The sequence below is a fragment of the Citrobacter sp. wls717 genome (assembly GCF_005280955.1).
GTDB classification, from domain to species: Bacteria; Pseudomonadota; Gammaproteobacteria; order Enterobacterales; family Enterobacteriaceae; genus Citrobacter; species Citrobacter werkmanii.
This window is the reverse complement of the sequence record NZ_SZWW01000033.1, coordinates 69291-89088: the sequence shown is the minus strand read 5'-3', so window position 1 is coordinate 89088 and position 19798 is coordinate 69291. Positions and strand designations below refer to the sequence as shown.

Here is a 19798-nt window from a genome sequence, read left to right as displayed (position 1 = left end):
AACCTTACAACGCCGAAGGTGTTTTGGCGAAAGACAGACATCAGTTTCAGCTTGATTACAGATTACATTAACCGGCGAGAAGCGGGTTAATAAACAGAATTTGCCTGGCGGCTGTAGCGCGGTGGTCCCACCTGACCCCATGCCGAACTCAGAAGTGAAACGCCGTAGCGCCGATGGTAGTGTGGGGTCTCCCCATGCGAGAGTAGGGAACTGCCAGGCATCAAATTGCAGTAAGCCGGGATGAAAATCCGGGTGGTGACAAAGAAATTCGGTGGAGCGGTAGTTCAGTTGGTTAGAATACCTGCCTGTCACGCAGGGGGTCGCGGGTTCGAGTCCCGTCCGTTCCGCCACTTATTAGAAAATTAAGCCTGCTACTAAGCAGGCTTAATGATAAAAAAATTTAGGGGCGTAGCTCAGTTGGTAGAGCACCGGTCTCCAAAACCGGGTGTCGCGAGTTCGAGTCTCTCCGCCCCTGCCAGAAACAATCCTTAGCATCCTTGCTAAGGATTTTTTTTATCTGCAATTTGAGCTGTGCCTTTCTGCTGTATTGCTTCCGGCATCCTTGCCAGTGCTTTCTTTAATCTTCCAGAATACTTGTTCTTAGCAGATCGCAAATAAGGGCATGTTTGTCGCTGTTTTGCAGCCAGACGGCATATAAAGGACGTGACAGCGTTGTGCTGTCGGTAACCGTGTGTAGATCGCTTTTGGCTTTAGCCCAGTTAACGGGCAACCAACTAAAGCCCTTAAGGACAGAAAGTTGCTGCCTGGCCAGTTCTGCCGAACTGGTGGTAAGTACCGGCACTTCATCCCCCGCGATCAGTCCTGCTTCGTGTTGTTGAAAATCGGGTCCCCATTCCAGGCGTAGGTAATTCAGTTCATCTTTGGTTTGTGAAGGTGAACTGCAATAGAGCGCCAGCGTGAAATATCCCAACAGTTGGCTGCTAAATTCGTCCATTTTGGGCGTTTCGGTGGTGATCAGCAGATCAAGCTGTCGTTCATGTAGCTGCTTTACTAACGACTGCCGTTGAGCGATTCTCGCTTCAAACTGCAGGCTGGTTTGTGGTTCCTGTGACTGATACAAACGCCTTAACCAGTCATTAAGCATACATTCCCAAAGGGATGCGCTGGCACCAATTGAAAACTCGTTATGCCGCGAGGTATTCGCGACCTCCTTGCGCGCTGCTTGCCATGTGTTCATCAGCGTTTCAGCGTAAGGCAATAATTTCTCACCCGCCGCGGTTAAACGGATATTGTTTCTGTGTCGGGTGAACAGATTTACACCCAATTGATTTTCCAGTTGTCTGATCCGAAAACTAACCGCCGATTGGGTCAGATAGAGCGCTTCAGCAGCCCTGCCAAAGTGGCGTGTCCGGCTAACCTCCAGGAAAGTTTTTAACAATTCCGTATCCACAACTCGCTCCATAAAATTATTTGTCGTGATGATTTAAATCTTTTGTTTGACGCTCTGTCAAGCGTAACTAATACTCCGCGCCATAAATAGCTCGGCCAAAGAATTAGGAGCGTGCAGGATGGCGGAAAGCTTTACGACGACTAATCGATATTTCGACAATAAATATTATCCCCGCGGATTCTCCCGTCATGGTGATTTCACCATTAAAGAAGCACAACTGCTTGAGCGTCACGGTTATGCTTTCAACGAGCTGGATCTGGGCAAACGTGAGCCGGTAACGGAAGAAGAAAAACTGTTTGTTGCGGTATGCCGTGGTGAACGTGAACCGGTTACCGAAGCCGAACGCGTGTGGTCTAAGTATATGACGCGTATTAAGCGTCCAAAACGTTTCCATACGTTGTCTGGTGGGAAACCTCAGGTGGAAGGTGCAGAAGACTACACCGAATCTGATGATTAATAAAAAAGGGCGAAAGCCCTTTTTTTATGTCAGTAGTTTCTGCAAATGAATGAGTAACCTGTCTATCGCCCTATACCCAACGGCCTCCTGCAAGTGCTGACGGGTAATATGATCACATTGCTCGAGATCCGCGATGGTTCGGGCGACCTTTATCAATCGCAGCCAGGCGCGGATAGACAATCCGAGATACGCTAATGTCTCTTCAAGCCACTGCGCATCATCACTGCGAAGTCGGCAATATTCATGTATATCCTGACTGTCCAGATGCGCGTTTAACTTATTTTGCCGCCGATACTGACGCTCTTGTGCGGCGATAACGCGTTGCTTCACCGTTGCACTATCTTCCCCTTTCATCGCACTCTGGCTGAGTATGCCTGGCGGAGGCAAAGGGATTTCGAGGGAGAGATCGAAACGGTCAAGAAACGGTCCTGATAATCGATTGAGGTAACGCAGCGTCTGCTCTGGGGTGCAGCGGTTATGGTTCCCCTGATAATGACCCGTTGGGCTTGGATTCATTGCAGCAATGAGTTGAAAGCGTGCAGGGTAGGTTATTTTAGCCCGAGTGCGGGATAAATGGATCTGCCCGGACTCGATAGGTTCACGCAGGGCATCCAACGTACGTCGCTCAAACTCAGGTAATTCATCCAGGAATAGTATGCCGTTATGCGCCAGAGAGATCTCTCCCGGCGCAGGAATAGACCCGCCACCTACCATGGCGGTTAATGAAGCACTGTGATGCGGTGAGCGAAAGGGGCGCTGCTTCCACTGTTTTTGTATCGTAGTGGAATTGACCAGGCTGAGTATCGCAGCACTTTCTAGTGCCTCATCGTTGCTAAGCGGCGGGAGTAGTCCTCTGAGGCGACTGGCCAGCATGGTCTTTCCCGTCCCCGGAGGGCCGATAAGCAGCAGGTTGTGACCGCCAGCCGCAGTGAGCTCCAACCCGCGTTTGCCTTGTTCCTGACCGATGACATCGCTCAGATCATCGGCTAATGGCTCTGGCGTGAAGTCTGCAGATAACGGTCTGTCTAAATCATGCTTCCCTTCGAGAAATGCGCATACGGACTGTAGGTGATCGGCAATCAGACACCCTTCACCATGTATCAGTCCAACTTCAGCGGCATTCTCTTTTGCGACAATAATTCTCCTGCCTGCTCTTATTGCTTCGGTTGCGCTTGAAATCGCTCCTGGAACGCCGCGTAGCGTGCCTGTAAGCGCTAATTCGCCTACCAGCTCGTAGGTATCGAGATTATGGGCTGTAAGCTGCTCAGAAGCGGCCAGAAGCGCAACTGCGATAGGTAAATCATATCGCCCTCCTTCTTTGGGAAGATCGGCAGGAGCGAGGTTAATGGTTATCTTCTTCGCCGGGAATTCATACCCACTATTAATAATCGCACTGCGAACCCGATCGCGGGCCTCTTTCACCGTTGTTTCTGGCAATCCCACCATGGTTAAACCAGGTAGACCATTGCTGATATGTACCTCAATGGTAATGGCTGGCGCATTCACGCCAAGCGCGGCGCGTGTATGAACAATCGATAGTGACATAACTCCTCCTGATGAAGGCATTATGCGGTAATGCATCACGGCAAAATTTAACTTGATCGCGGATTTTAGATGCTGATTCACGTATTTTTCTGCAAATTAAATCTTTTGCATGAAACCAGGGATAACGCTCGCAAACGTATTTATGAGGTGTTGTCGCGGGGGAGTGTGTGCTCAAGCATGACCTGAAACGTGAAATATTTTCATTTTTTAATTTTTTATATAAAAAACAAGGCGATTTATCAAAACCGTTACCGGGCTCAGAAAAACGAATAAAAAAAATTCTTGTGTTATTTGCAAATTCTATGGTAACTCTTTAGGTATTCCTTCGAACAAGATGCAAGAAAATATAAAAATGACAGCCCTTCTACGAGTGATTAGCCTGGTCGTGATTAGCGTGGTGGTGATTATTATCCCACCGTGCGGGGCTGCACTTGGACGAGGAAAGGCTTAGAAAACAAGCCTTAACGAACTAAGACCCCCGCACCGAAAGGTCCGGGGGTTTTTTTTGACTTTAAAAACATACACGAGGAGCAGAAAGTGAACGGTAGCATAAAATTCTGTTTCTCAAGATTTACGGCGGGGATGTAACTATGAATGGGGCACAGTGGGTGGTACATGCGTTGCGTGCACAAGGGGTTCAAACCGTCTTTGGTTATCCCGGTGGCGCAATTATGCCGGTTTATGATGCGTTATATGACGGCGGCGTAGAACACCTGTTGTGTCGACATGAGCAGGGCGCGGCGATGGCGGCGATTGGTTATGCTCGTGCTACGGGTAAAACCGGTGTTTGTATCGCTACGTCCGGCCCAGGCGCGACCAACCTGATCACCGGTCTTGCCGATGCGCTGTTAGATTCTGTCCCCGTTGTGGCGATCACCGGCCAGGTTGCATCACCTTTCATCGGAACGGATGCGTTCCAGGAAGTGGACGTTCTCGGTATGTCTCTGTCTTGCACCAAGCACAGTTTCCTGGTGCAGTCACTGGAGGAACTGCCGCGCATCATGGCAGAAGCTTTCGACGTGGCGAACTCTGGTCGTCCGGGCCCCGTTCTGGTCGATATCCCAAAAGATATCCAGTTAGCCAGCGGTACGCTGGAACCGTATTTCACGACCGTCGGAAACGTAGAGACTTTCCCGCATGCTGACGTTGAGCAGGCGCGTAAAATGCTGGCTCAGGCGCAAAAACCCATCCTGTACGTAGGTGGTGGCGTGGGTATGGCGCAGGCGGTCTCTGCCCTGCGTGAGTTTATCGCGCTTACCCAAATACCGGTCGCTTGCACGCTGAAAGGCCTGGGCGCAGTAAACGCGGACTACCCGTACTATTTGGGCATGCTGGGAATGCACGGTACTAAGGCGGCGAATTTCGCGGTGCAAGAGAGTGATTTACTGATCGCAGTGGGCGCACGTTTTGATGACCGGGTAACCGGTAAGCTGAATACTTTCGCGCCTAACGCCAGCGTCATCCATATGGATATCGACCCGGCGGAAATGAATAAGCTGCGTCAGGCACACGTCGCGTTGCAGGGCGATTTAAATTCGCTGTTGCCGGCATTACAACAACCGCTGAAGATCGACGCATGGCGTCAGTCCTGTGCAGAGCTGCGCGCAGAACATGCCTGGCGCTATGATCATCCGGGTGACGCTATCTACGCGCCGCTGTTGTTAAAACAGCTGTCTGAACGCAAACCAGCAGATAGCGTGGTGACGACGGATGTTGGTCAGCATCAAATGTGGTCCGCGCAGCATATGACCTATACCCGCCCGGAAAATTTCATCACCTCCAGCGGTTTGGGTACGATGGGCTTTGGCCTGCCAGCTGCTGTTGGCGCGCAGGTGGCTCGTCCGAACGATACGGTAATCTGTATCTCCGGTGACGGTTCTTTCATGATGAATGTACAAGAACTGGGCACCGTAAAACGCAGGCAGTTGCCGCTGAAGATAGTCTTACTCGACAACCAGCGCTTGGGCATGGTGCGACAATGGCAGCAGCTGTTTTTCCAGGAACGTTATAGCGAAACCACCCTTACCGATAACCCCGATTTTCTCATGTTGGCCAGCGCCTTCGGCATACCTGGTCAGCACATCACCCGTAAAGACCAGGTTGAAGCGGCACTCGACACCATGCTGAACAGCGAGGGGCCATACCTGCTTCATGTCTCAATCGACGAACTTGAGAATGTCTGGCCTCTGGTGCCGCCTGGCGCCAGTAACTCAGAAATGCTGGAGAAATTATCATGATGCAACATCAGGTCGCCGTTGAGGCTCGTTTCAATCCGGAAACGTTAGAACGTGTTTTACGCGTGGTACGCCATCGTGGTTTTCAGGTGTGCTCCATGAATATGGCAGCCGCCAGCGATGCGCAGAATATAAATATCGAATTGACCGTTGCCAGCCCCCGGTCGGTCGACTTACTGTTTAGTCAGTTAAGTAAGCTGGTAGACGTTGCACATGTTGCTATCTGCCAGAGCACAACCACATCACAACAAATCCGCGCCTGAGCGCAAAAGGAAGAAAAATGACGACGAAAAAAGCTGATTATATTTGGTCTAATGGCGAGATGATTCGTTGGGAAGACGCGAAGGTTCACGTGATGTCCCACGCTCTGCACTACGGTACTTCTGTATTTGAAGGCATCCGTTGCTACGATTCTCACAAAGGGCCGGTGGTGTTCCGTCATCGTGAACATATGCAGCGTCTGCGTGATTCAGCCAAGATCTACCGTTTTCCGGTCTCTCAGAGCGTTGATGAACTGATGGAAGCCTGCCGCGAAGTGATCCGCAAAAACAACCTGACCAGCGCCTATATTCGTCCGCTGGTATTTGTTGGCGATGTCGGGATGGGCGTTAACCCGCCAGCGGGTTACACCACTGATGTGATCATCGCCGCGTTTCCGTGGGGGGCATACCTCGGCGCAGAAGCGCTGGAACAGGGGATCGATGCGATGGTTTCTTCCTGGAACCGCGTTGCGCCGAACACCATCCCTACCGCTGCTAAAGCGGGCGGTAACTATCTGTCTTCGCTGCTGGTGGGTAGCGAAGCGCGTCGTCATGGTTATCAGGAAGGTATTGCGCTGGACGTGAATGGCTACATTTCCGAAGGCGCGGGCGAGAACCTGTTTGAAGTTAAAGACGGCATTCTGTTTACCCCGCCATTTACCTCTTCCGCGCTGCCGGGTATCACCCGTGATGCCATCATTAAACTGGCGAAAGATCTTGATATCGAAGTGCGTGAGCAGGTGCTGTCCCGTGAATCGCTGTACCTGGCCGACGAAGTGTTTATGTCCGGAACCGCGGCGGAAATCACGCCAGTACGCAGCGTAGATGGTATTCAGGTAGGCGAAGGCCGCTGCGGCCCGGTCACCAAACGCATCCAGCAGGCCTTCTTTGGCCTCTTCACCGGTGAAACGGAAGACAAATACGGCTGGTTGGATTCAGTAAACCAATAACAATATTAATATTTCCCCAAAATAATTCACGTTGCAGGAAGTCCCAGGAGCTTATTGTAGTAAGTGACTGGGGTGAGCGAGGCAGCCAACGCACCTGCGGCGTGAAGTATGCAGGGGAAAGACAGACGGGAGTTAATCAAGCATGCCTAAGTATCGTTCTGCCACCACCACCCACGGCCGCAATATGGCGGGTGCCCGCGCACTGTGGCGCGCCACCGGGATGACCGACGCCGACTTCGGCAAGCCGATTATCGCTGTGGTGAACTCCTTTACCCAGTTCGTGCCGGGTCACGTACACCTGCGCGATCTCGGTAAGCTGGTTGCCGAACAAATCGAAGCCTCAGGCGGTGTGGCGAAAGAGTTCAACACCATCGCGGTGGATGACGGTATCGCTATGGGCCACGGGGGCATGCTTTATTCACTGCCGTCCCGCGAGCTGATCGCCGACTCCGTTGAGTACATGGTTAACGCCCACTGTGCCGACGCGATGGTCTGCATCTCCAACTGCGACAAAATCACCCCCGGTATGTTAATGGCCTCGCTGCGTCTTAATATTCCAGTGATCTTCGTCTCTGGCGGTCCGATGGAAGCCGGGAAAACCAAGCTTTCCGACAAAATCATCAAGCTCGACCTGGTTGACGCGATGATTCAGGGCGCAGACCCGAAAGTCTCCGACTCGCAGAGCGAGCAGGTTGAACGTTCCGCCTGTCCGACCTGCGGCTCCTGCTCCGGGATGTTCACCGCCAACTCGATGAACTGTCTGACCGAAGCGCTGGGCCTGTCACAACCGGGCAACGGCTCGCTATTGGCCACTCACGCCGACCGTAAAGAGCTGTTCCTCACCGCAGGTCAACGCATCGTTGAGCTGACCAAACGTTATTACGAGCAGGATGATGCTTCCGCGCTGCCGCGCAACATTGCCAGCAAAGCAGCGTTTGAGAATGCCATGACGCTGGATATCGCGATGGGTGGTTCCACTAACACCGTTCTGCATCTGCTGGCGGCGGCGCAGGAAGCGGAAATCGACTTCACCATGAGTGATATCGACAAGCTGTCTCGTAAAGTGCCGCAGCTGTGTAAAGTGGCGCCAAGTACGCAGAAATACCATATGGAAGACGTTCACCGCGCCGGCGGCGTCTTGGGCATTTTAGGTGAGCTGGATCGTGCTGGGCTGCTGAACCGCAACGTGAAAAACGTCCTTGGTCTCTCTCTGCCGCAGACGCTGGAGCAGTACGACATCGCTGTCACCCAGGATGAGGCGGTCAAAAAAATGTTCCGCGCTGGTCCGGCGGGCATTCGCACCACCCAGGCGTTCTCGCAGGATTGCCGTTGGGATACGCTGGATGACGATCGCGCCGAAGGCTGTATCCGCTCGCTGGAGCACGCTTACAGCAAGGATGGCGGTCTGGCGGTGCTGTACGGCAACTTCGCGGAAAATGGCTGTATCGTAAAAACCGCAGGTGTTGACGACAGTATTCTCAAATTTACCGGCCCGGCGAAAGTCTACGAAAGCCAGGACGAGGCGGTTGAGGCTATCCTCGGCGGTAAAGTGGTCGAAGGCGACGTGGTGGTGATTCGCTATGAAGGGCCGAAAGGCGGACCGGGCATGCAGGAAATGCTCTATCCAACCACCTTCCTGAAATCGATGGGCCTCGGTAAAGCCTGTGCGCTGATCACCGATGGCCGCTTCTCCGGCGGCACCTCCGGCCTGTCTATCGGCCACGTTTCTCCGGAAGCGGCCAGCGGCGGCAACATCGCGATCATCGAAAACGGCGATATGATTGCTATCGATATCCCGAATCGCGGTATTCAACTGCAACTGAGCGAGGCGGAAATCGCCGCCCGTCGTGAAGCGCAGGAAGCCCGCGGCGATCAGGCGTGGACGCCGAAGAACCGTGAGCGTCAGGTCTCCTTTGCCCTTCGCGCCTATGCCAGTCTGGCCACCAGCGCCGACAAAGGCGCGGTGCGCGATAAATCGAAGCTGGGAGGTTAATGACCATGGCGGATTCACAACCCCTGTCCGGTGCCCCTGAGGGCGCCGAGTATCTGAGAGCGGTGCTGCGTGCGCCGGTATACGAAGCGGCGCAGGTAACGCCGCTACAAAAAATGGAAAAACTCTCTTCGCGCCTCGATAACGTGATTCTGGTCAAGCGCGAAGACAGACAGCCGGTGCACAGCTTCAAGCTGCGCGGGGCCTACGCGATGATGGCAGGCCTGACTGAAGAGCAAAAAGCCCATGGCGTCATTACCGCATCGGCCGGTAATCATGCCCAGGGCGTGGCTTTCTCCTCTGCGCGATTAGGCGTGAAGGCGCTGATTGTGATGCCGGTGGCGACTGCTGATATCAAAGTCGACGCCGTTCGCGGTTTCGGCGGTGAAGTTCTGCTGCACGGCGCGAATTTTGATGAAGCCAAAGCCAAAGCGATTGAGCTTTCCCGGCAGCAGGGCTTTACCTGGGTGCCGCCATTTGATCACCCGATGGTGATTGCCGGGCAAGGCACGCTGGCGCTGGAGTTACTTCAGCAGGATGCTCACCTTGACCGCGTGTTTGTGCCGGTGGGTGGTGGCGGATTAGCGGCGGGCGTGGCGGTGCTGATTAAACAGCTGATGCCGCAGATCAAAGTGATCGCCGTCGAAGCCGAAGATTCAGCCTGCCTGAAAGCGGCGCTGGATGCCGGTCATCCGGTGGATCTGCCACGCGTAGGTCTCTTTGCTGAAGGTGTGGCGGTCAAACGCATCGGCGATGAAACCTTCCGTCTGTGCCAGGAGTATCTCGACGACATTATCACAGTCGATAGCGACGCTATCTGCGCGGCGATGAAAGACCTGTTTGAAGATGTACGCGCGGTGGCGGAACCTTCCGGGGCGCTGGCGCTGGCGGGTATGAAGAAATACATCGCCCAGCACAATATTCGCGGCGAACGTCTGGCGCATGTGCTGTCCGGCGCTAATGTGAACTTCCATGGTCTGCGCTACGTGTCCGAACGCTGCGAGCTGGGCGAACAGCGCGAGGCGCTGCTGGCGGTGACGATTCCGGAAGAGAAGGGCAGCTTCCTGAAGTTCTGCCAACTGCTGGGCGGGCGTTCGGTGACCGAGTTCAACTATCGCTTTGCTGACGCCAAAGATGCCTGCATCTTCGTGGGCGTGCGGCTGAGCCGTGGCGTTGAGGAGCGCAAGGAAATCCTTAGCCTACTCAAAGACGGCGGTTACAGCGTGGTGGATCTGTCAGATGATGAAATGGCCAAGTTGCATGTGCGCTATATGGTCGGCGGCCGTCCTTCTAAGCCGTTGCAAGAGCGCCTTTATAGCTTTGAGTTCCCGGAATCACCGGGCGCGCTGCTGAAGTTCCTCTACACCCTGGGAACGCACTGGAATATCTCGCTATTCCACTACCGTAGCCACGGTACCGACTATGGCCGTGTACTGGCGGCGTTTGAACTGGGCGAGAATGAACCGGACTTTGAAACCCGGCTCAATGAACTGGGCTATGAGTGCCACGACGAGACGAATAACCCGGCGTTCCGCTTCTTCCTGGCGGGCTAACGGCGGCCATAAAAAAAGGGTTCATGGAGACATGAACCCTTTTTTACATCTGAATCAGAGAATTACAGCGTGATCACTTCGAATTCAACTTCGGTGTTCACGTCCGCATCGTAATCCACACCGTCGAGGGCAAAACCGAACAGGTTCAGGAATTCCTGCTTGTAACCTGCATAGTCAGTTTCCTGCGTCAGGTTTTCGGTGGTGATCAGCGGCCACAGGTCGCGGCAGGCTTGCTGAATATCGTCACGCAGTTCCCAGTCATCCATACGGATGCGTTGATTGTCATCCAGCGCCACTTTATCGCCGTATAGGCTGGTGGTCATCAGACGGTTGATCTGCTCGATGCAACCTTCGTGAATGCCTTGCTCTTTCATCAGCTTGAAGACCATAGAGATGTACAGCGGCATCACCGGAATAGCAGAAGATGCCTGCGTGATAACCGATTTCAGGACGGCAACGTTAGCGGAACCGTTGAGCGGTGCCAGCTGCTTACGCAGTTCACCCGCCGCGCGGTCGAGGTCTTCTTTCGCTTTGCCCAGCGCGCCGTGCCAGTAGATTGGCCAGGTCAGGTCGGTACCGATGTAGGAATAAGCCACGGTTTTCACGCCGTCAGCCAGCACGCCTGCTTCGCTCAGCGCACCCATCCACAGTTCCCAGTCTTCGCCGCCCATGACGGTAACGGTGTTCTGAACTTCTTCTTCGGTTGCCGGCTCAATGCTGGCGGTGATGATCTGATCTTTGTTGGTATCAATCGCTTTAGAGGTGTAAACCTCGCCGATCGGCTTCAGCGCAGAACGAACGATTTCGCCTGTTTTCGGCATTTTACGCACCGGGGACGCCAGTGAGTAAACCACCAGGTCGATCTGGCCCAGATCTTCTTTGATCAGTTTGATAACTTCATCGCGGCACTCGTCAGAGAACGCGTCGCCGTTGATGCTTTTGGAGTACAGACCTTCACGTTTGGCAGCCTCATCGAAGGCGGCAGAGTTATACCAGCCCGCGGAACCTGGTTTGGTTTCCGTGCCCGGTTTTTCAAAAAATACGCCGATAGTGGCGGCACCGCTGCCAAAGGCGGCGGAAATTCTGGATGCCAGGCCGTAACCGGTGGAAGCACCGATCACCAGCACGCGGGAAGGACCGTTCTCAATTTTCCCGTTTTGCTTAACGTACTCGATCTGTTTTTCCACATTGACTTTGCAGCCAGTCGGATGGGTCGTTGTACAGATGAATCCACGAATTTTTGGTTTGATTATCATAATGATGGCTAATTAAGTTTGTATTTTCGCTGTCAAGTGCGCAATGACACCGTCTGTTCTGGCTTGCTTAACGACATGGTTAACAAGCCCCCCACATCTATTATGGCACGGGACATTATACAGAAAAGGAGTGCCAATACTGAATCTACCACTGATTTTAGGCCAGACGCTGACGCTACTCGGCGATTTTACGCTCCAGCACAATCTTCCAGAAGGCATCGATCAGCGGCTCATGCAGCCGCTTTTTCGGCGCGCAGACGCCCAGTTCAAACGGCGTTTTTTCGTCGCTGCGCTCTAAAATCATCACGCGATTGCGCACCGGCTCCGGGCTGTTTTCCAGCACAACTTCCGGCAGCAGCGCCACGCCGCAGCCTAGCGCTACCATCGAGACCATCGCCTCATGGCCGCCGACGGTGGCGTAAATCTGCGGGTTACTGATTTTGTGGCGACGGAACCACAGCTCAATGCGACGGCGCACCGGCCCCTGGTCGGCCATGATAAACGGCACGGTTGACCAGTCGGGCTTATCGACGGAAACCTGATTGCGCACCGGGCAGGGCAGCGCCGGGGCGATCAGCACCACCGCCAGATTCTCCAGCATGGAAAACGCCACCGCGCCGGGCAGCGTTTCCGGCTTACCGGCAATCGCCAGATCGGCCTCGCCGGTGACCACTTTGTCCATGGCGTCGGCGGCGTCGCCGGTGGTGAGCTTAATTTCGACGGAGGGATGCTCGGCGCGAAAACGATCGAGGATCGGCGGCAGATGGCTATAAGCCGCCGTCACCGAACAGAAAATGTGCAGTTCACCAGAAAGTGATGGCCCCTGCTGATCGAGGGTGTGGCGCAGTTGCTGATACTGCAACAACGTTTGCTGGGCAAATACCCGCAGTTCTTCCCCTGCTTCGGTCAGCGTGACCGTGCGGTTATCACGCACAAACAGCGCCTGACCGAGGTCCTCTTCCAGCCGCTGAATTTGCCGGGAGAGCGTGGAGGGGCTGACGTGCATCGCCCGCGCGCTGCGGCCAAAGTGGCGGCTTTCCGCCAGATGCAGGAAGGTTTTCAGATCGCGTAAATCCACCGATTTCACCTCACGGCTTTACATTGCAGAAATTGCAACATGACGTTGTGAATATATCAATTTCCGCAATAAATTTCCTGTTGTAATGTGGGTACATTCTCGCTGAAACGCGACCCGAACAATATACTCGTCGTCTTTCAAGTTGCAGATGCGTTGGCTGCGTCAGCTCACCCCAGTCACTTACTTGAGTAAGCTCCTGGGGATTCGCTGCCTTGCCGCCTTCCTGTAACTCGAAATCCATAGAGTAACGACACACAACATCACGGAGTACACCATCATGGCTAACTACTTTAATACACTGAATCTGCGCCAGCAGCTGGCGCAGCTGGGTAAATGCCGCTTTATGGGCCGCGACGAATTCGCCGACGGCGCGAGCTACCTTCAGGGTAAAAAAGTGGTCATCGTCGGCTGTGGCGCTCAGGGTCTCAACCAGGGCCTGAACATGCGTGACTCCGGTCTGGATATTTCTTATGCCCTGCGTAAAGAAGCCATTGCTGAGAAGCGTGCTTCCTGGCGTAAAGCGACCGAAAACGGTTTTAAAGTGGGTACTTATGAAGAGCTGATCCCGCAGGCTGACCTGGTGGTTAACCTGACGCCGGACAAACAGCACTCTGACGTGGTGCGTTCCGTACAGCCGCTGATGAAAGACGGCGCGGCGCTGGGCTACTCTCACGGCTTCAACATCGTCGAAGTGGGCGAGCAGATCCGTAAAGACATCACCGTAGTGATGGTGGCGCCGAAGTGTCCGGGTACCGAAGTGCGCGAAGAGTACAAACGTGGTTTCGGTGTTCCGACGCTGATCGCCGTTCACCCGGAAAACGATCCGAAAGGCGAAGGTATGGCGATTGCTAAAGCCTGGGCTGCGGCCACCGGCGGTCACCGTGCGGGCGTACTGGAATCTTCCTTCGTGGCGGAAGTGAAATCTGACCTGATGGGCGAGCAGACCATCCTGTGCGGCATGCTGCAGGCCGGTTCTCTGCTGTGCTTCGACAAGCTGGTGGCAGAAGGCACCGACCCGGCTTACGCCGAAAAACTGATTCAGTTCGGCTGGGAAACCATCACCGAAGCGCTGAAGCAGGGTGGTATCACCCTGATGATGGACCGTCTGTCTAACCCGGCGAAACTGCGTGCTTACGCGCTGTCTGAACAGCTGAAAGAGATCATGGCGCCGCTGTTCCAGAAACACATGGACGACATCATCTCCGGCGAATTCTCTTCCGGCATGATGGCTGACTGGGCCAACGACGATAAGAAACTGCTGACCTGGCGTGAAGAGACCGGCAAAACCGCGTTCGAAACCGCGCCGCAGTATGAAGGTAAAATCGGCGAGCAGGAGTACTTCGATAAAGGCGTGCTGATGATTGCGATGGTGAAAGCGGGCGTTGAGCTGGCGTTCGAAACCATGGTCGATTCCGGCATCATCGAAGAATCTGCTTACTACGAATCACTGCACGAACTGCCGCTGATTGCCAACACCATCGCCCGTAAGCGCCTGTATGAAATGAACGTCGTTATCTCCGATACCGCAGAATACGGTAACTACCTGTTCTCTTACGCTTGCGTACCGCTGCTGAAAGAGTTCATGACCACGCTGCAGACCGGCGATCTGGGCAAAGCGATTGCCGAAGGCGCGGTAGACAACGCGCAGCTGCGCGACGTGAACGACGCAATTCGCGGTCATGCTATCGAGAAAGTAGGCCAGAAACTGCGTGGCTACATGACTGATATGAAGCGCATTGCAGTAGCTGGATAAGAGGCTTCTGGAATCGCCGGATGGCGGCGTGAACGCCTTATCCGGCCTACAATAAAGTGACCATTATGTAGGCTGGATAAGCGTATCGCCATCCGATAAAAAAGCCCGGTGTTTAAACACCGGGCTTTTTATTAGTTGCGGTACAGCACTTTAATGATGTGGTAACCGAACTGAGTGTGCAGCGGGCCGGTTGGCTCCAGCACCGGGCAGGAGAAGACCACTTTGTCGAACGCCGGCACCATCTGGCCCTGACGGAATTCACCTAAATCGCCACCGCGTTTGCCCGATGGGCAGATGGAATGCTTCTTCGCCAGCTTGCCGAAGTCGGCGCCGTTTTTAATCTGCTCCAGAAGATCCAGTGCCAGTTTCTCTTCTTTTACAAGGATATGCACTGCTGCTGCTGTTTTTGCCATGATCGTGCCTTCAAAAGGGAATATATAAGGCTGGCGATTTTAGCATGGCTTATCGGCGATACAGCACCTTGATGATGTGATAGCCGAATTTGGTTTTGACCGGCCCGTAAGGTTTAAGCAGTGGGCAGCTAAACACGGCGGCATCAAATGGCCCGACCATCATCCCCTGTTTGAACTCACCCAAATCGCCGCCGTTGCGCCCGGATGGGCAGCGAGAGTAGCGTTTTGCCAGGTGATCGAAGCTAATACCGCGATCCAGCTTGCTCAGGATCTCCAGAGCAAGTTTTTCTTCTTTTACCAGGATGTGCAGGGCTGCCGCGCTCTTAGCCATTATTTTGTTCTCATGTCTCAAAGATATCTCGTTACTTTATCATCCGCCTTCGCCGTGAACATATACTCTTCGCCATCACGGGACAGATGTCTCGCCTGATGTATGGAAGCGAGAGATGAGCGACATTTTTATCTGTCCTGTTCCTTCTTGTCACGGACAGCCGTCCTGTCCCTACCGCTGTGGAGCGAGATAACATGGATACAATGAAAAAACCTGAATTTTCAGTCGGCTGGCTTTCCGGGCTTAGTGATATTGTTCGCGATCCACAGCTTTATGAATTACTGAAATATTGCCCTCTGGAAATCATGCAGCAATGGCGCTTTGAAGAGATCCCGCGTGGAGACTTTATTTGCCGGCAGGGGGAAATATGTCAGCGCTTTTCGCTGATTATTGCTGGCGAAGTGGATGTGTTCTATGAGGCTGAAGATGGACGTCGTTATCGTCAGGCCCGCTACCGGAAAAGCGACATGCTGGGTGAGCTCGAGATCTTTGAGTCACGTCATTACATCTGTTCGGTGGTGGCGGTAGGGCATGTGCAGCTCCTGAGTTTGTCGCAGGAATATTTTTGCCGCTGGCTGGCCTTAGATAACCATTTTAACCAGCGGATGCTGCGCTTCTTTAGTCAGCAATATTATCAGCTGTCAAAAAAGGCCAGCAGCGACAATCTTTACTCGCTGCATCAGCGAGTATGTCAGGCGTTATGGCTGCGTTATCAACAAGATGGCACCAACGCAATCTTGCTGGATAAGCTAAACCTCAGCGAGGAGCTGGCGGCGACGACCCGTAGTATTAATCGTATTTTACATGATCTGAAAGCGTTACAGATTATTGATACCGATGGTGAAAGCATTGTGTTGTTAGTCCCTGAAAAGTTAAAGCAGGAGGCTGATATCGGATAACCGCAAGAGTGAAGGAGGCGCGAGAATGTCGCTGCAACCCCATATCCAGTTAAGCAAGGAGATGACCGGCGCACGCTATGCGCTGCTGCCGGGCGATCCGTTGCGGGTGGACCGCATCGTCAATTTTCTTGATAACCCAGAACAGCTTGGTCAAAACCGGGAGTTTCGCGCTGCGCGAGGTTGGTATCAGGACGTCGAGATTTTGGTGCTCTCTACCGGGATCGGCGGGCCGTCTACGGCGATTGCCATTGAAGAACTGCGCCAGATCGGCATAACAACCCTGATTCGTATCGGTAGCTGTGGGGCGTTGCAGGATAATCTTGCGCTCGGTGACGTGATTATCGCCCATGCCGCAGTAACGGATGACGGGACCAGCCGTACCTATGCGCCAACGGGCTATCCGGCCTGCACCGACCCGCAGTTAACCTGGGAACTGATGGTGCAGGCGCGCCAGATGAATATCCCCGCCGTGTGCGGCCTGGTGCGTAGTCACGACAGTTTTTATACCGATCGGGAAGCAGAACTGGATGCGCAGTGGTCGGCGCTCGGCGTTCTGGGCGCGGATATGGAGAGCGCCGCTCTGATGACTATCGGCGCGCTGCGAGGGTTACGTACGGCGTCATTACTCAACGTGGTGGTTGCCCACAACGGTTGTCTGGATAGCAGCATCAATGATTATGTCCAGCAGGACGCGTTGTGCCAGCAGGGTGAAGAACGGCAAATTGCCCTGGCGCTCCGCGCCATTTATTCCGTCAGCCAGTCAGGAGGTCAGTGATGGACTTTTTTAGCATTAACAATGTGATGGTCAACATTCCTCTCGGCGAAGGCGGGTATGCGCTATCGTGGATTGAAGCCATTGGTACCGTATTTGGTCTGTTATGTATCTGGTGTGCCAGCCGGGAAAAAATCATCAATTACCTGTTTGGCTTGATTAACGTCACACTGTTTGCCGCAATTTTCTTCCAGATTCAGCTCTATGCCAGCCTGCTGCTGCAGGTGTTTTTCTTCGCCGCTAACATTTACGGCTGGTATGCGTGGAGCCGGCAAAACGAGGCGCAGGAAGCTGCGCTCAAAGTACGTTGGCTTTCCCGCCAGCAAACCCTGGTACTGGGCGGCGTATGCGCGGTGGCGATAGTTCTGATGACGCTGTTTATCGACCCGGTGTTTTCGGCGCTCACCCGCATCATGATTGCCCTGCTGCAAACATTTGGTATGCAGGTCGCTATGCCTGACCTCCAGCCCGATGCCTTCCCGTTCTGGGATTCCACCATGCTGGTATTGTCGATTGCGGCCATGGTACTGATGACGCGTAAATATGTTGAAAACTGGCTGCTATGGGTACTTATCGATGTTATTAGCGTGGTTATATACGCGGTGCAGGGCGTTTACGCCATGTCGCTTGAGTATGTCATCCTGACTGCGATTGCTGTCATGGGAGCGTACGGCTGGATCAAAAGTGCGCAGCGAAATGGCTATACACCGCTTGCCGCGACGGTTTCCTGATTGACCCGATTTTCTGGCTACCCGCAGAGGTAGCCAGTTACTCTTTCTCCCCCTCTTTCTGCTACAATCCACCTCCCCGTGTTTACAGATTGAGCAATCCTCTATGCGTTTGAACCCCGGACAACAACAAGCCGTCGAATTCGTCACCGGACCTTGCCTGGTGCTGGCGGGAGCTGGTTCCGGTAAGACGCGTGTTATCACCAATAAAATCGCGCATCTGATTCGTGAGTGTGGCTACCAGGCACGACATATTGCGGCCGTAACCTTTACCAATAAGGCTGCGCGCGAGATGAAAGAGCGCGTGGCGCAAACGCTGGGGCGTAAAGAAGCACGCGGGTTGATGATCTCAACTTTCCACACACTGGGACTGGATGTCATTAAGCGCGAATATGCGGCGCTGGGGATGAAGTCGAACTTCTCGCTGTTTGACGATACCGACCAGGTGGCCCTGCTTAAGGAACTGACCGAAGGGCTAATTGAAGACGATAAGCTTATTCTCCAACAGCTGATCTCGACGATCTCCAACTGGAAAAACGATCTGATGACCCCGACGCAGGCGGCAGCCAGCGCGAAGGGCGAACGCGATCGTATTTTTGCCCACTGCTACGGTTTGTATGACGCCCATATGAAGGCGTGTAACGTTCTCGATTTTGACGATCTGATCCTGCTCCCGACGCTGCTGCTTCAGCGCAATGAAGAAGTGCGCGAGCGCTGGCAGAATAAAATCCGCTATCTGCTGGTGGATGAATATCAGGATACCAACACCAGTCAGTACGAGCTGGTGAAGTTGCTGGTGGGGAAACGGGCACGCTTCACCGTCGTGGGCGATGACGATCAGTCGATCTACTCCTGGCGCGGCGCGCGTCCGCAGAACCTGGTGCTGCTGAGCAAAGACTTCCCGGACTTGCAGGTGGTTAAACTGGAGCAGAACTACCGCTCCTCCGGGCGCATTCTCAAGGCGGCGAATATTCTCATCGCTAATAACCCGCATGTGTTTGAAAAGCGACTCTTTTCTGAGCTGGGCTATGGTGCGGAGCTTAAGGTATTGAGCGCCAATAACGAAGAGCATGAAGCGGAGCGCGTCACCGGTGAACTGATCGCCCATCACTTCGTCAATAAGACGCAGTATAAGGACTATGCGATTCTGTATCGCGGCAACCATCAGTCGCGGGTGTTTGAAAAATTCCTGATGCAGAACCGCATCCCGTACAAAATTTCCGGCGGTACCTCGTTCTTCTCTCGTCCGGAGATTAAAGACTTGCTGGCCTATCTACGCGTACTCAGCAACCCGGATGACGACAGCGCGTTCCTGCGCATCGTTAATACGCCGAAGCGCGAGATTGGCCCGGCGACGCTGCAGAAATTGGGTGAATGGGCGATGACGCGTAATAAAAGCCTGTTTACCGCCAGTTTTGACATGGGCCTGAGCTCGACGCTGACCGGACGCGGATATGATTCACTGACCCGTTTTACGCACTGGTTGGGTGAAATTCAGCGCCAGGCAGAGCGTGAGCCCGTTGCGGCCGTGCGCGATCTTATCCACGGCATTGATTACGAGTCCTGGCTGTATGAAACCTCGCCGAGTCCGAAAGCGGCAGAAATGCGCATGAAGAACGTCAACACGCTATTTAGCTGGATGACAGAGATGCTGGAAGGCAGCGAGCTGGAAGAGCCAATGACCCTGACCCAGGTGGTTACTCGTTTTACCCTGCGTGACATGATGGAGCGCGGAGAGAGCGAAGAAGAACTGGATCAGGTGCAGTTGATGACGCTGCATGCTTCGAAAGGGCTGGAGTTTCCGTACGTGTTTATGGTGGGAATGGAAGAGGGATTTTTGCCGCACCAGAGCAGCATTGATGAAGACAATATCGATGAAGAGCGTCGTCTGGCTTACGTAGGGATTACCCGCGCACAGAAAGAGCTCATCTTTACCCTGTGCAAAGAACGCCGTCAGTACGGTGAGCTGGTACGCCCGGAACCGAGCCGTTTCCTGTTAGAACTGCCACAGGATGACGTTATCTGGGAACAGGAGCGTAAAGTGGTAAGCGCTGAGGAACGGATGCAAAAAGGGCAGGCCAGTATTGCCAATATTCGGGCGATGATGGCAAAGGCGAAAGCGAAGCCGTAGGCCGGATAAGCGCAAGCGCCTTCCGGCAAATCAACGA

Annotated in this window: 18 protein-coding genes, 2 tRNA genes and 1 rRNA gene; 15 read left to right on the top strand and 6 right to left on the bottom strand. The window is 53.8% G+C overall.

The features are described from left to right. Window positions 1–103: 103 nt before the first annotated feature. The 3 genes from rrf to FDX09_RS18095 all read left to right on the top strand — a co-directional run bounded on the left by rrf (window position 104) and on the right by FDX09_RS18095 (window position 478). Window positions 104–219 (top strand): 5S ribosomal RNA (gene rrf, locus FDX09_RS18105). A 54-nt stretch (window positions 220–273) separates the two neighbouring features. After that, window positions 274–350: transfer RNA gene (locus FDX09_RS18100), tRNA-Asp, on the top strand. Between the two features lie 52 nt (window positions 351–402). Further along, a tRNA-Trp gene (locus tag FDX09_RS18095) sits at window positions 403–478 on the top strand. Between the two features lie 99 nt (window positions 479–577). On the opposite strand, the gene hdfR is transcribed toward FDX09_RS18095, so the two are convergent. Further along, window positions 578–1423 carry an HTH-type transcriptional regulator HdfR gene (hdfR, locus tag FDX09_RS18090; RefSeq protein WP_087856748.1) on the bottom strand — a complete coding sequence of 282 codons (846 nt, stop codon included), beginning with the start codon at window positions 1421–1423 and terminating at the stop codon, window positions 578–580. A gap of 106 nt (window positions 1424–1529) precedes the next feature. Between hdfR and maoP the strand changes: the two genes are divergently transcribed. Next, entirely contained in the window at window positions 1530–1868 is a 339-nt protein-coding gene (gene maoP, locus FDX09_RS18085; protein ID WP_003018025.1) for a macrodomain Ori organization protein MaoP, read from the top strand. Window positions 1869–1892: 24 nt separating this feature from the next. Here the strand turns inward: maoP and FDX09_RS18080 are convergent, their stop codons facing one another. Continuing rightward, window positions 1893–3413 (bottom strand): YifB family Mg chelatase-like AAA ATPase, encoded by a 1521-nt coding sequence (locus FDX09_RS18080; RefSeq protein ID WP_069325104.1) that lies wholly within the window; start codon window positions 3411–3413, stop codon window positions 1893–1895. 352 nt (window positions 3414–3765) lie between these two features. Here FDX09_RS18080 and ilvL point away from each other — a divergent pair, with 352 nt between their 5' ends. From ilvL to ilvA, 6 genes are all read left to right on the top strand, one after another. Next, on the top strand, window positions 3766–3864 hold the full coding sequence (ilvL, locus tag FDX09_RS18075; protein WP_001311244.1) for an ilv operon leader peptide: 99 nt from the start codon (window positions 3766–3768) through the stop codon (window positions 3862–3864). A gap of 139 nt (window positions 3865–4003) precedes the next feature. Beyond that, window positions 4004–5650: an acetolactate synthase 2 catalytic subunit gene (gene ilvG / locus FDX09_RS18070; protein ID WP_038634612.1), complete on the top strand. Its 1647-nt coding sequence runs from the start codon at window positions 4004–4006 to the stop codon at window positions 5648–5650. After that, window positions 5647–5910 (top strand): acetolactate synthase 2 small subunit, encoded by a 264-nt coding sequence (ilvM, locus tag FDX09_RS18065; protein ID WP_038634609.1) that lies wholly within the window; start codon window positions 5647–5649, stop codon window positions 5908–5910. Before ilvG ends, ilvM begins: the two co-directional genes overlap by 4 nt. Before the next feature lie 17 nt (window positions 5911–5927). Beyond that, window positions 5928–6857 (top strand): branched-chain amino acid transaminase, encoded by a 930-nt coding sequence (locus FDX09_RS18060; RefSeq protein ID WP_003829030.1) that lies wholly within the window; start codon window positions 5928–5930, stop codon window positions 6855–6857. Between the two features lie 142 nt (window positions 6858–6999). Next, a complete protein-coding gene (ilvD, locus tag FDX09_RS18055) occupies window positions 7000–8850 on the top strand; it encodes a dihydroxy-acid dehydratase (protein WP_137347646.1) in 1851 nt (616 codons plus the stop codon). A 5-nt stretch (window positions 8851–8855) separates the two neighbouring features. Beyond that, entirely contained in the window at window positions 8856–10400 is a 1545-nt protein-coding gene (gene ilvA, locus FDX09_RS18050; RefSeq protein WP_038642902.1) for a threonine ammonia-lyase, biosynthetic, read from the top strand. A 62-nt stretch (window positions 10401–10462) separates the two neighbouring features. On the opposite strand, the gene fabV is transcribed toward ilvA, so the two are convergent. Both fabV and ilvY read right to left on the bottom strand, forming a co-directional pair. Further along, the gene (gene fabV, locus FDX09_RS18045) at window positions 10463–11656 is read right to left on the bottom strand and encodes an enoyl-ACP reductase FabV (RefSeq protein WP_038634603.1); all 1194 of its coding nucleotides are present in this window, start codon (window positions 11654–11656) and stop codon (window positions 10463–10465) included. A gap of 175 nt (window positions 11657–11831) precedes the next feature. Next, window positions 11832–12734, bottom strand: a complete 903-nt coding sequence (gene ilvY / locus FDX09_RS18040; RefSeq protein WP_038634600.1) for an HTH-type transcriptional activator IlvY — start codon at window positions 12732–12734, stop codon at window positions 11832–11834. Window positions 12735–13011: 277 nt separating this feature from the next. On the opposite strand from ilvY, the gene ilvC reads away from it, so the two are divergent. Further along, a complete protein-coding gene (gene ilvC / locus FDX09_RS18035) occupies window positions 13012–14487 on the top strand; it encodes a ketol-acid reductoisomerase (RefSeq protein ID WP_069325102.1) in 1476 nt (491 codons plus the stop codon). A gap of 131 nt (window positions 14488–14618) precedes the next feature. Here ilvC and ppiC (FDX09_RS18030) read toward each other — a convergent pair whose 3' ends face one another. Both ppiC (FDX09_RS18030) and ppiC (FDX09_RS18025) read right to left on the bottom strand, forming a co-directional pair. Further along, window positions 14619–14900, bottom strand: a complete 282-nt coding sequence (gene ppiC, locus FDX09_RS18030; RefSeq protein ID WP_003017999.1) for a peptidylprolyl isomerase PpiC — start codon at window positions 14898–14900, stop codon at window positions 14619–14621. 49 nt (window positions 14901–14949) lie between these two features. Next, window positions 14950–15231, bottom strand: coding sequence for a peptidylprolyl isomerase PpiC (gene ppiC, locus FDX09_RS18025; protein ID WP_038634595.1), 282 nt, complete (start codon window positions 15229–15231; stop codon window positions 14950–14952). Between the two features lie 194 nt (window positions 15232–15425). On the opposite strand from ppiC (FDX09_RS18025), the gene FDX09_RS18020 reads away from it, so the two are divergent. The 4 genes from FDX09_RS18020 (at window position 15426) to rep (ending at window position 19761) form a co-directional block, all read left to right on the top strand. Beyond that, window positions 15426–16130, top strand: coding sequence for a Crp/Fnr family transcriptional regulator (locus FDX09_RS18020; protein ID WP_137347645.1), 705 nt, complete (start codon window positions 15426–15428; stop codon window positions 16128–16130). A 25-nt stretch (window positions 16131–16155) separates the two neighbouring features. After that, a complete protein-coding gene (locus FDX09_RS18015; RefSeq protein WP_170973249.1) occupies window positions 16156–16905 on the top strand; it encodes a nucleoside phosphorylase in 750 nt (249 codons plus the stop codon). Further along, window positions 16905–17633, top strand: a complete 729-nt coding sequence (pnuC, locus tag FDX09_RS18010) for a nicotinamide riboside transporter PnuC (RefSeq protein ID WP_087856747.1) — start codon at window positions 16905–16907, stop codon at window positions 17631–17633. Before FDX09_RS18015 ends, pnuC begins: the two co-directional genes overlap by 1 nt. A gap of 103 nt (window positions 17634–17736) precedes the next feature. Continuing rightward, window positions 17737–19761 (top strand): DNA helicase Rep, encoded by a 2025-nt coding sequence (gene rep, locus FDX09_RS18005; protein WP_137347644.1) that lies wholly within the window; start codon window positions 17737–17739, stop codon window positions 19759–19761. Window positions 19762–19798 lie beyond the last annotated feature (37 nt).

What these genes read in the sequence shown, in the direction of transcription:
- hdfR (WP_087856748.1), bottom strand. Translation starts at nt 1,423, where the DNA reads ATGGAGCGAGTTGTGGATACGGAATTGTTAAAAACTTTCCTGGAGGTT.
- maoP (WP_003018025.1), top strand. Translation starts at nt 1,530, where the DNA reads ATGGCGGAAAGCTTTACGACGACTAATCGATATTTCGACAATAAATAT.
- FDX09_RS18080 (WP_069325104.1), bottom strand. Translation starts at nt 3,413, where the DNA reads ATGTCACTATCGATTGTTCATACACGCGCCGCGCTTGGCGTGAATGCG.
- ilvL (WP_001311244.1), top strand. Translation starts at nt 3,766, where the DNA reads ATGACAGCCCTTCTACGAGTGATTAGCCTGGTCGTGATTAGCGTGGTG.
- ilvG (WP_038634612.1), top strand. Translation starts at nt 4,004, where the DNA reads ATGAATGGGGCACAGTGGGTGGTACATGCGTTGCGTGCACAAGGGGTT.
- ilvM (WP_038634609.1), top strand. Translation starts at nt 5,647, where the DNA reads ATGATGCAACATCAGGTCGCCGTTGAGGCTCGTTTCAATCCGGAAACG.
- FDX09_RS18060 (WP_003829030.1), top strand. Translation starts at nt 5,928, where the DNA reads ATGACGACGAAAAAAGCTGATTATATTTGGTCTAATGGCGAGATGATT.
- ilvD (WP_137347646.1), top strand. Translation starts at nt 7,000, where the DNA reads ATGCCTAAGTATCGTTCTGCCACCACCACCCACGGCCGCAATATGGCG.
- ilvA (WP_038642902.1), top strand. Translation starts at nt 8,856, where the DNA reads ATGGCGGATTCACAACCCCTGTCCGGTGCCCCTGAGGGCGCCGAGTAT.
- fabV (WP_038634603.1), bottom strand. Translation starts at nt 11,656, where the DNA reads ATGATAATCAAACCAAAAATTCGTGGATTCATCTGTACAACGACCCAT.
- ilvC (WP_069325102.1), top strand. Translation starts at nt 13,012, where the DNA reads ATGGCTAACTACTTTAATACACTGAATCTGCGCCAGCAGCTGGCGCAG.
- ppiC (WP_003017999.1), bottom strand. Translation starts at nt 14,900, where the DNA reads ATGGCAAAAACAGCAGCAGCAGTGCATATCCTTGTAAAAGAAGAGAAA.
- ppiC (WP_038634595.1), bottom strand. Translation starts at nt 15,231, where the DNA reads ATGGCTAAGAGCGCGGCAGCCCTGCACATCCTGGTAAAAGAAGAAAAA.
- FDX09_RS18020 (WP_137347645.1), top strand. Translation starts at nt 15,426, where the DNA reads ATGGATACAATGAAAAAACCTGAATTTTCAGTCGGCTGGCTTTCCGGG.
- FDX09_RS18015 (WP_170973249.1), top strand. Translation starts at nt 16,156, where the DNA reads ATGTCGCTGCAACCCCATATCCAGTTAAGCAAGGAGATGACCGGCGCA.
- pnuC (WP_087856747.1), top strand. Translation starts at nt 16,905, where the DNA reads ATGGACTTTTTTAGCATTAACAATGTGATGGTCAACATTCCTCTCGGC.
- rep (WP_137347644.1), top strand. Translation starts at nt 17,737, where the DNA reads ATGCGTTTGAACCCCGGACAACAACAAGCCGTCGAATTCGTCACCGGA.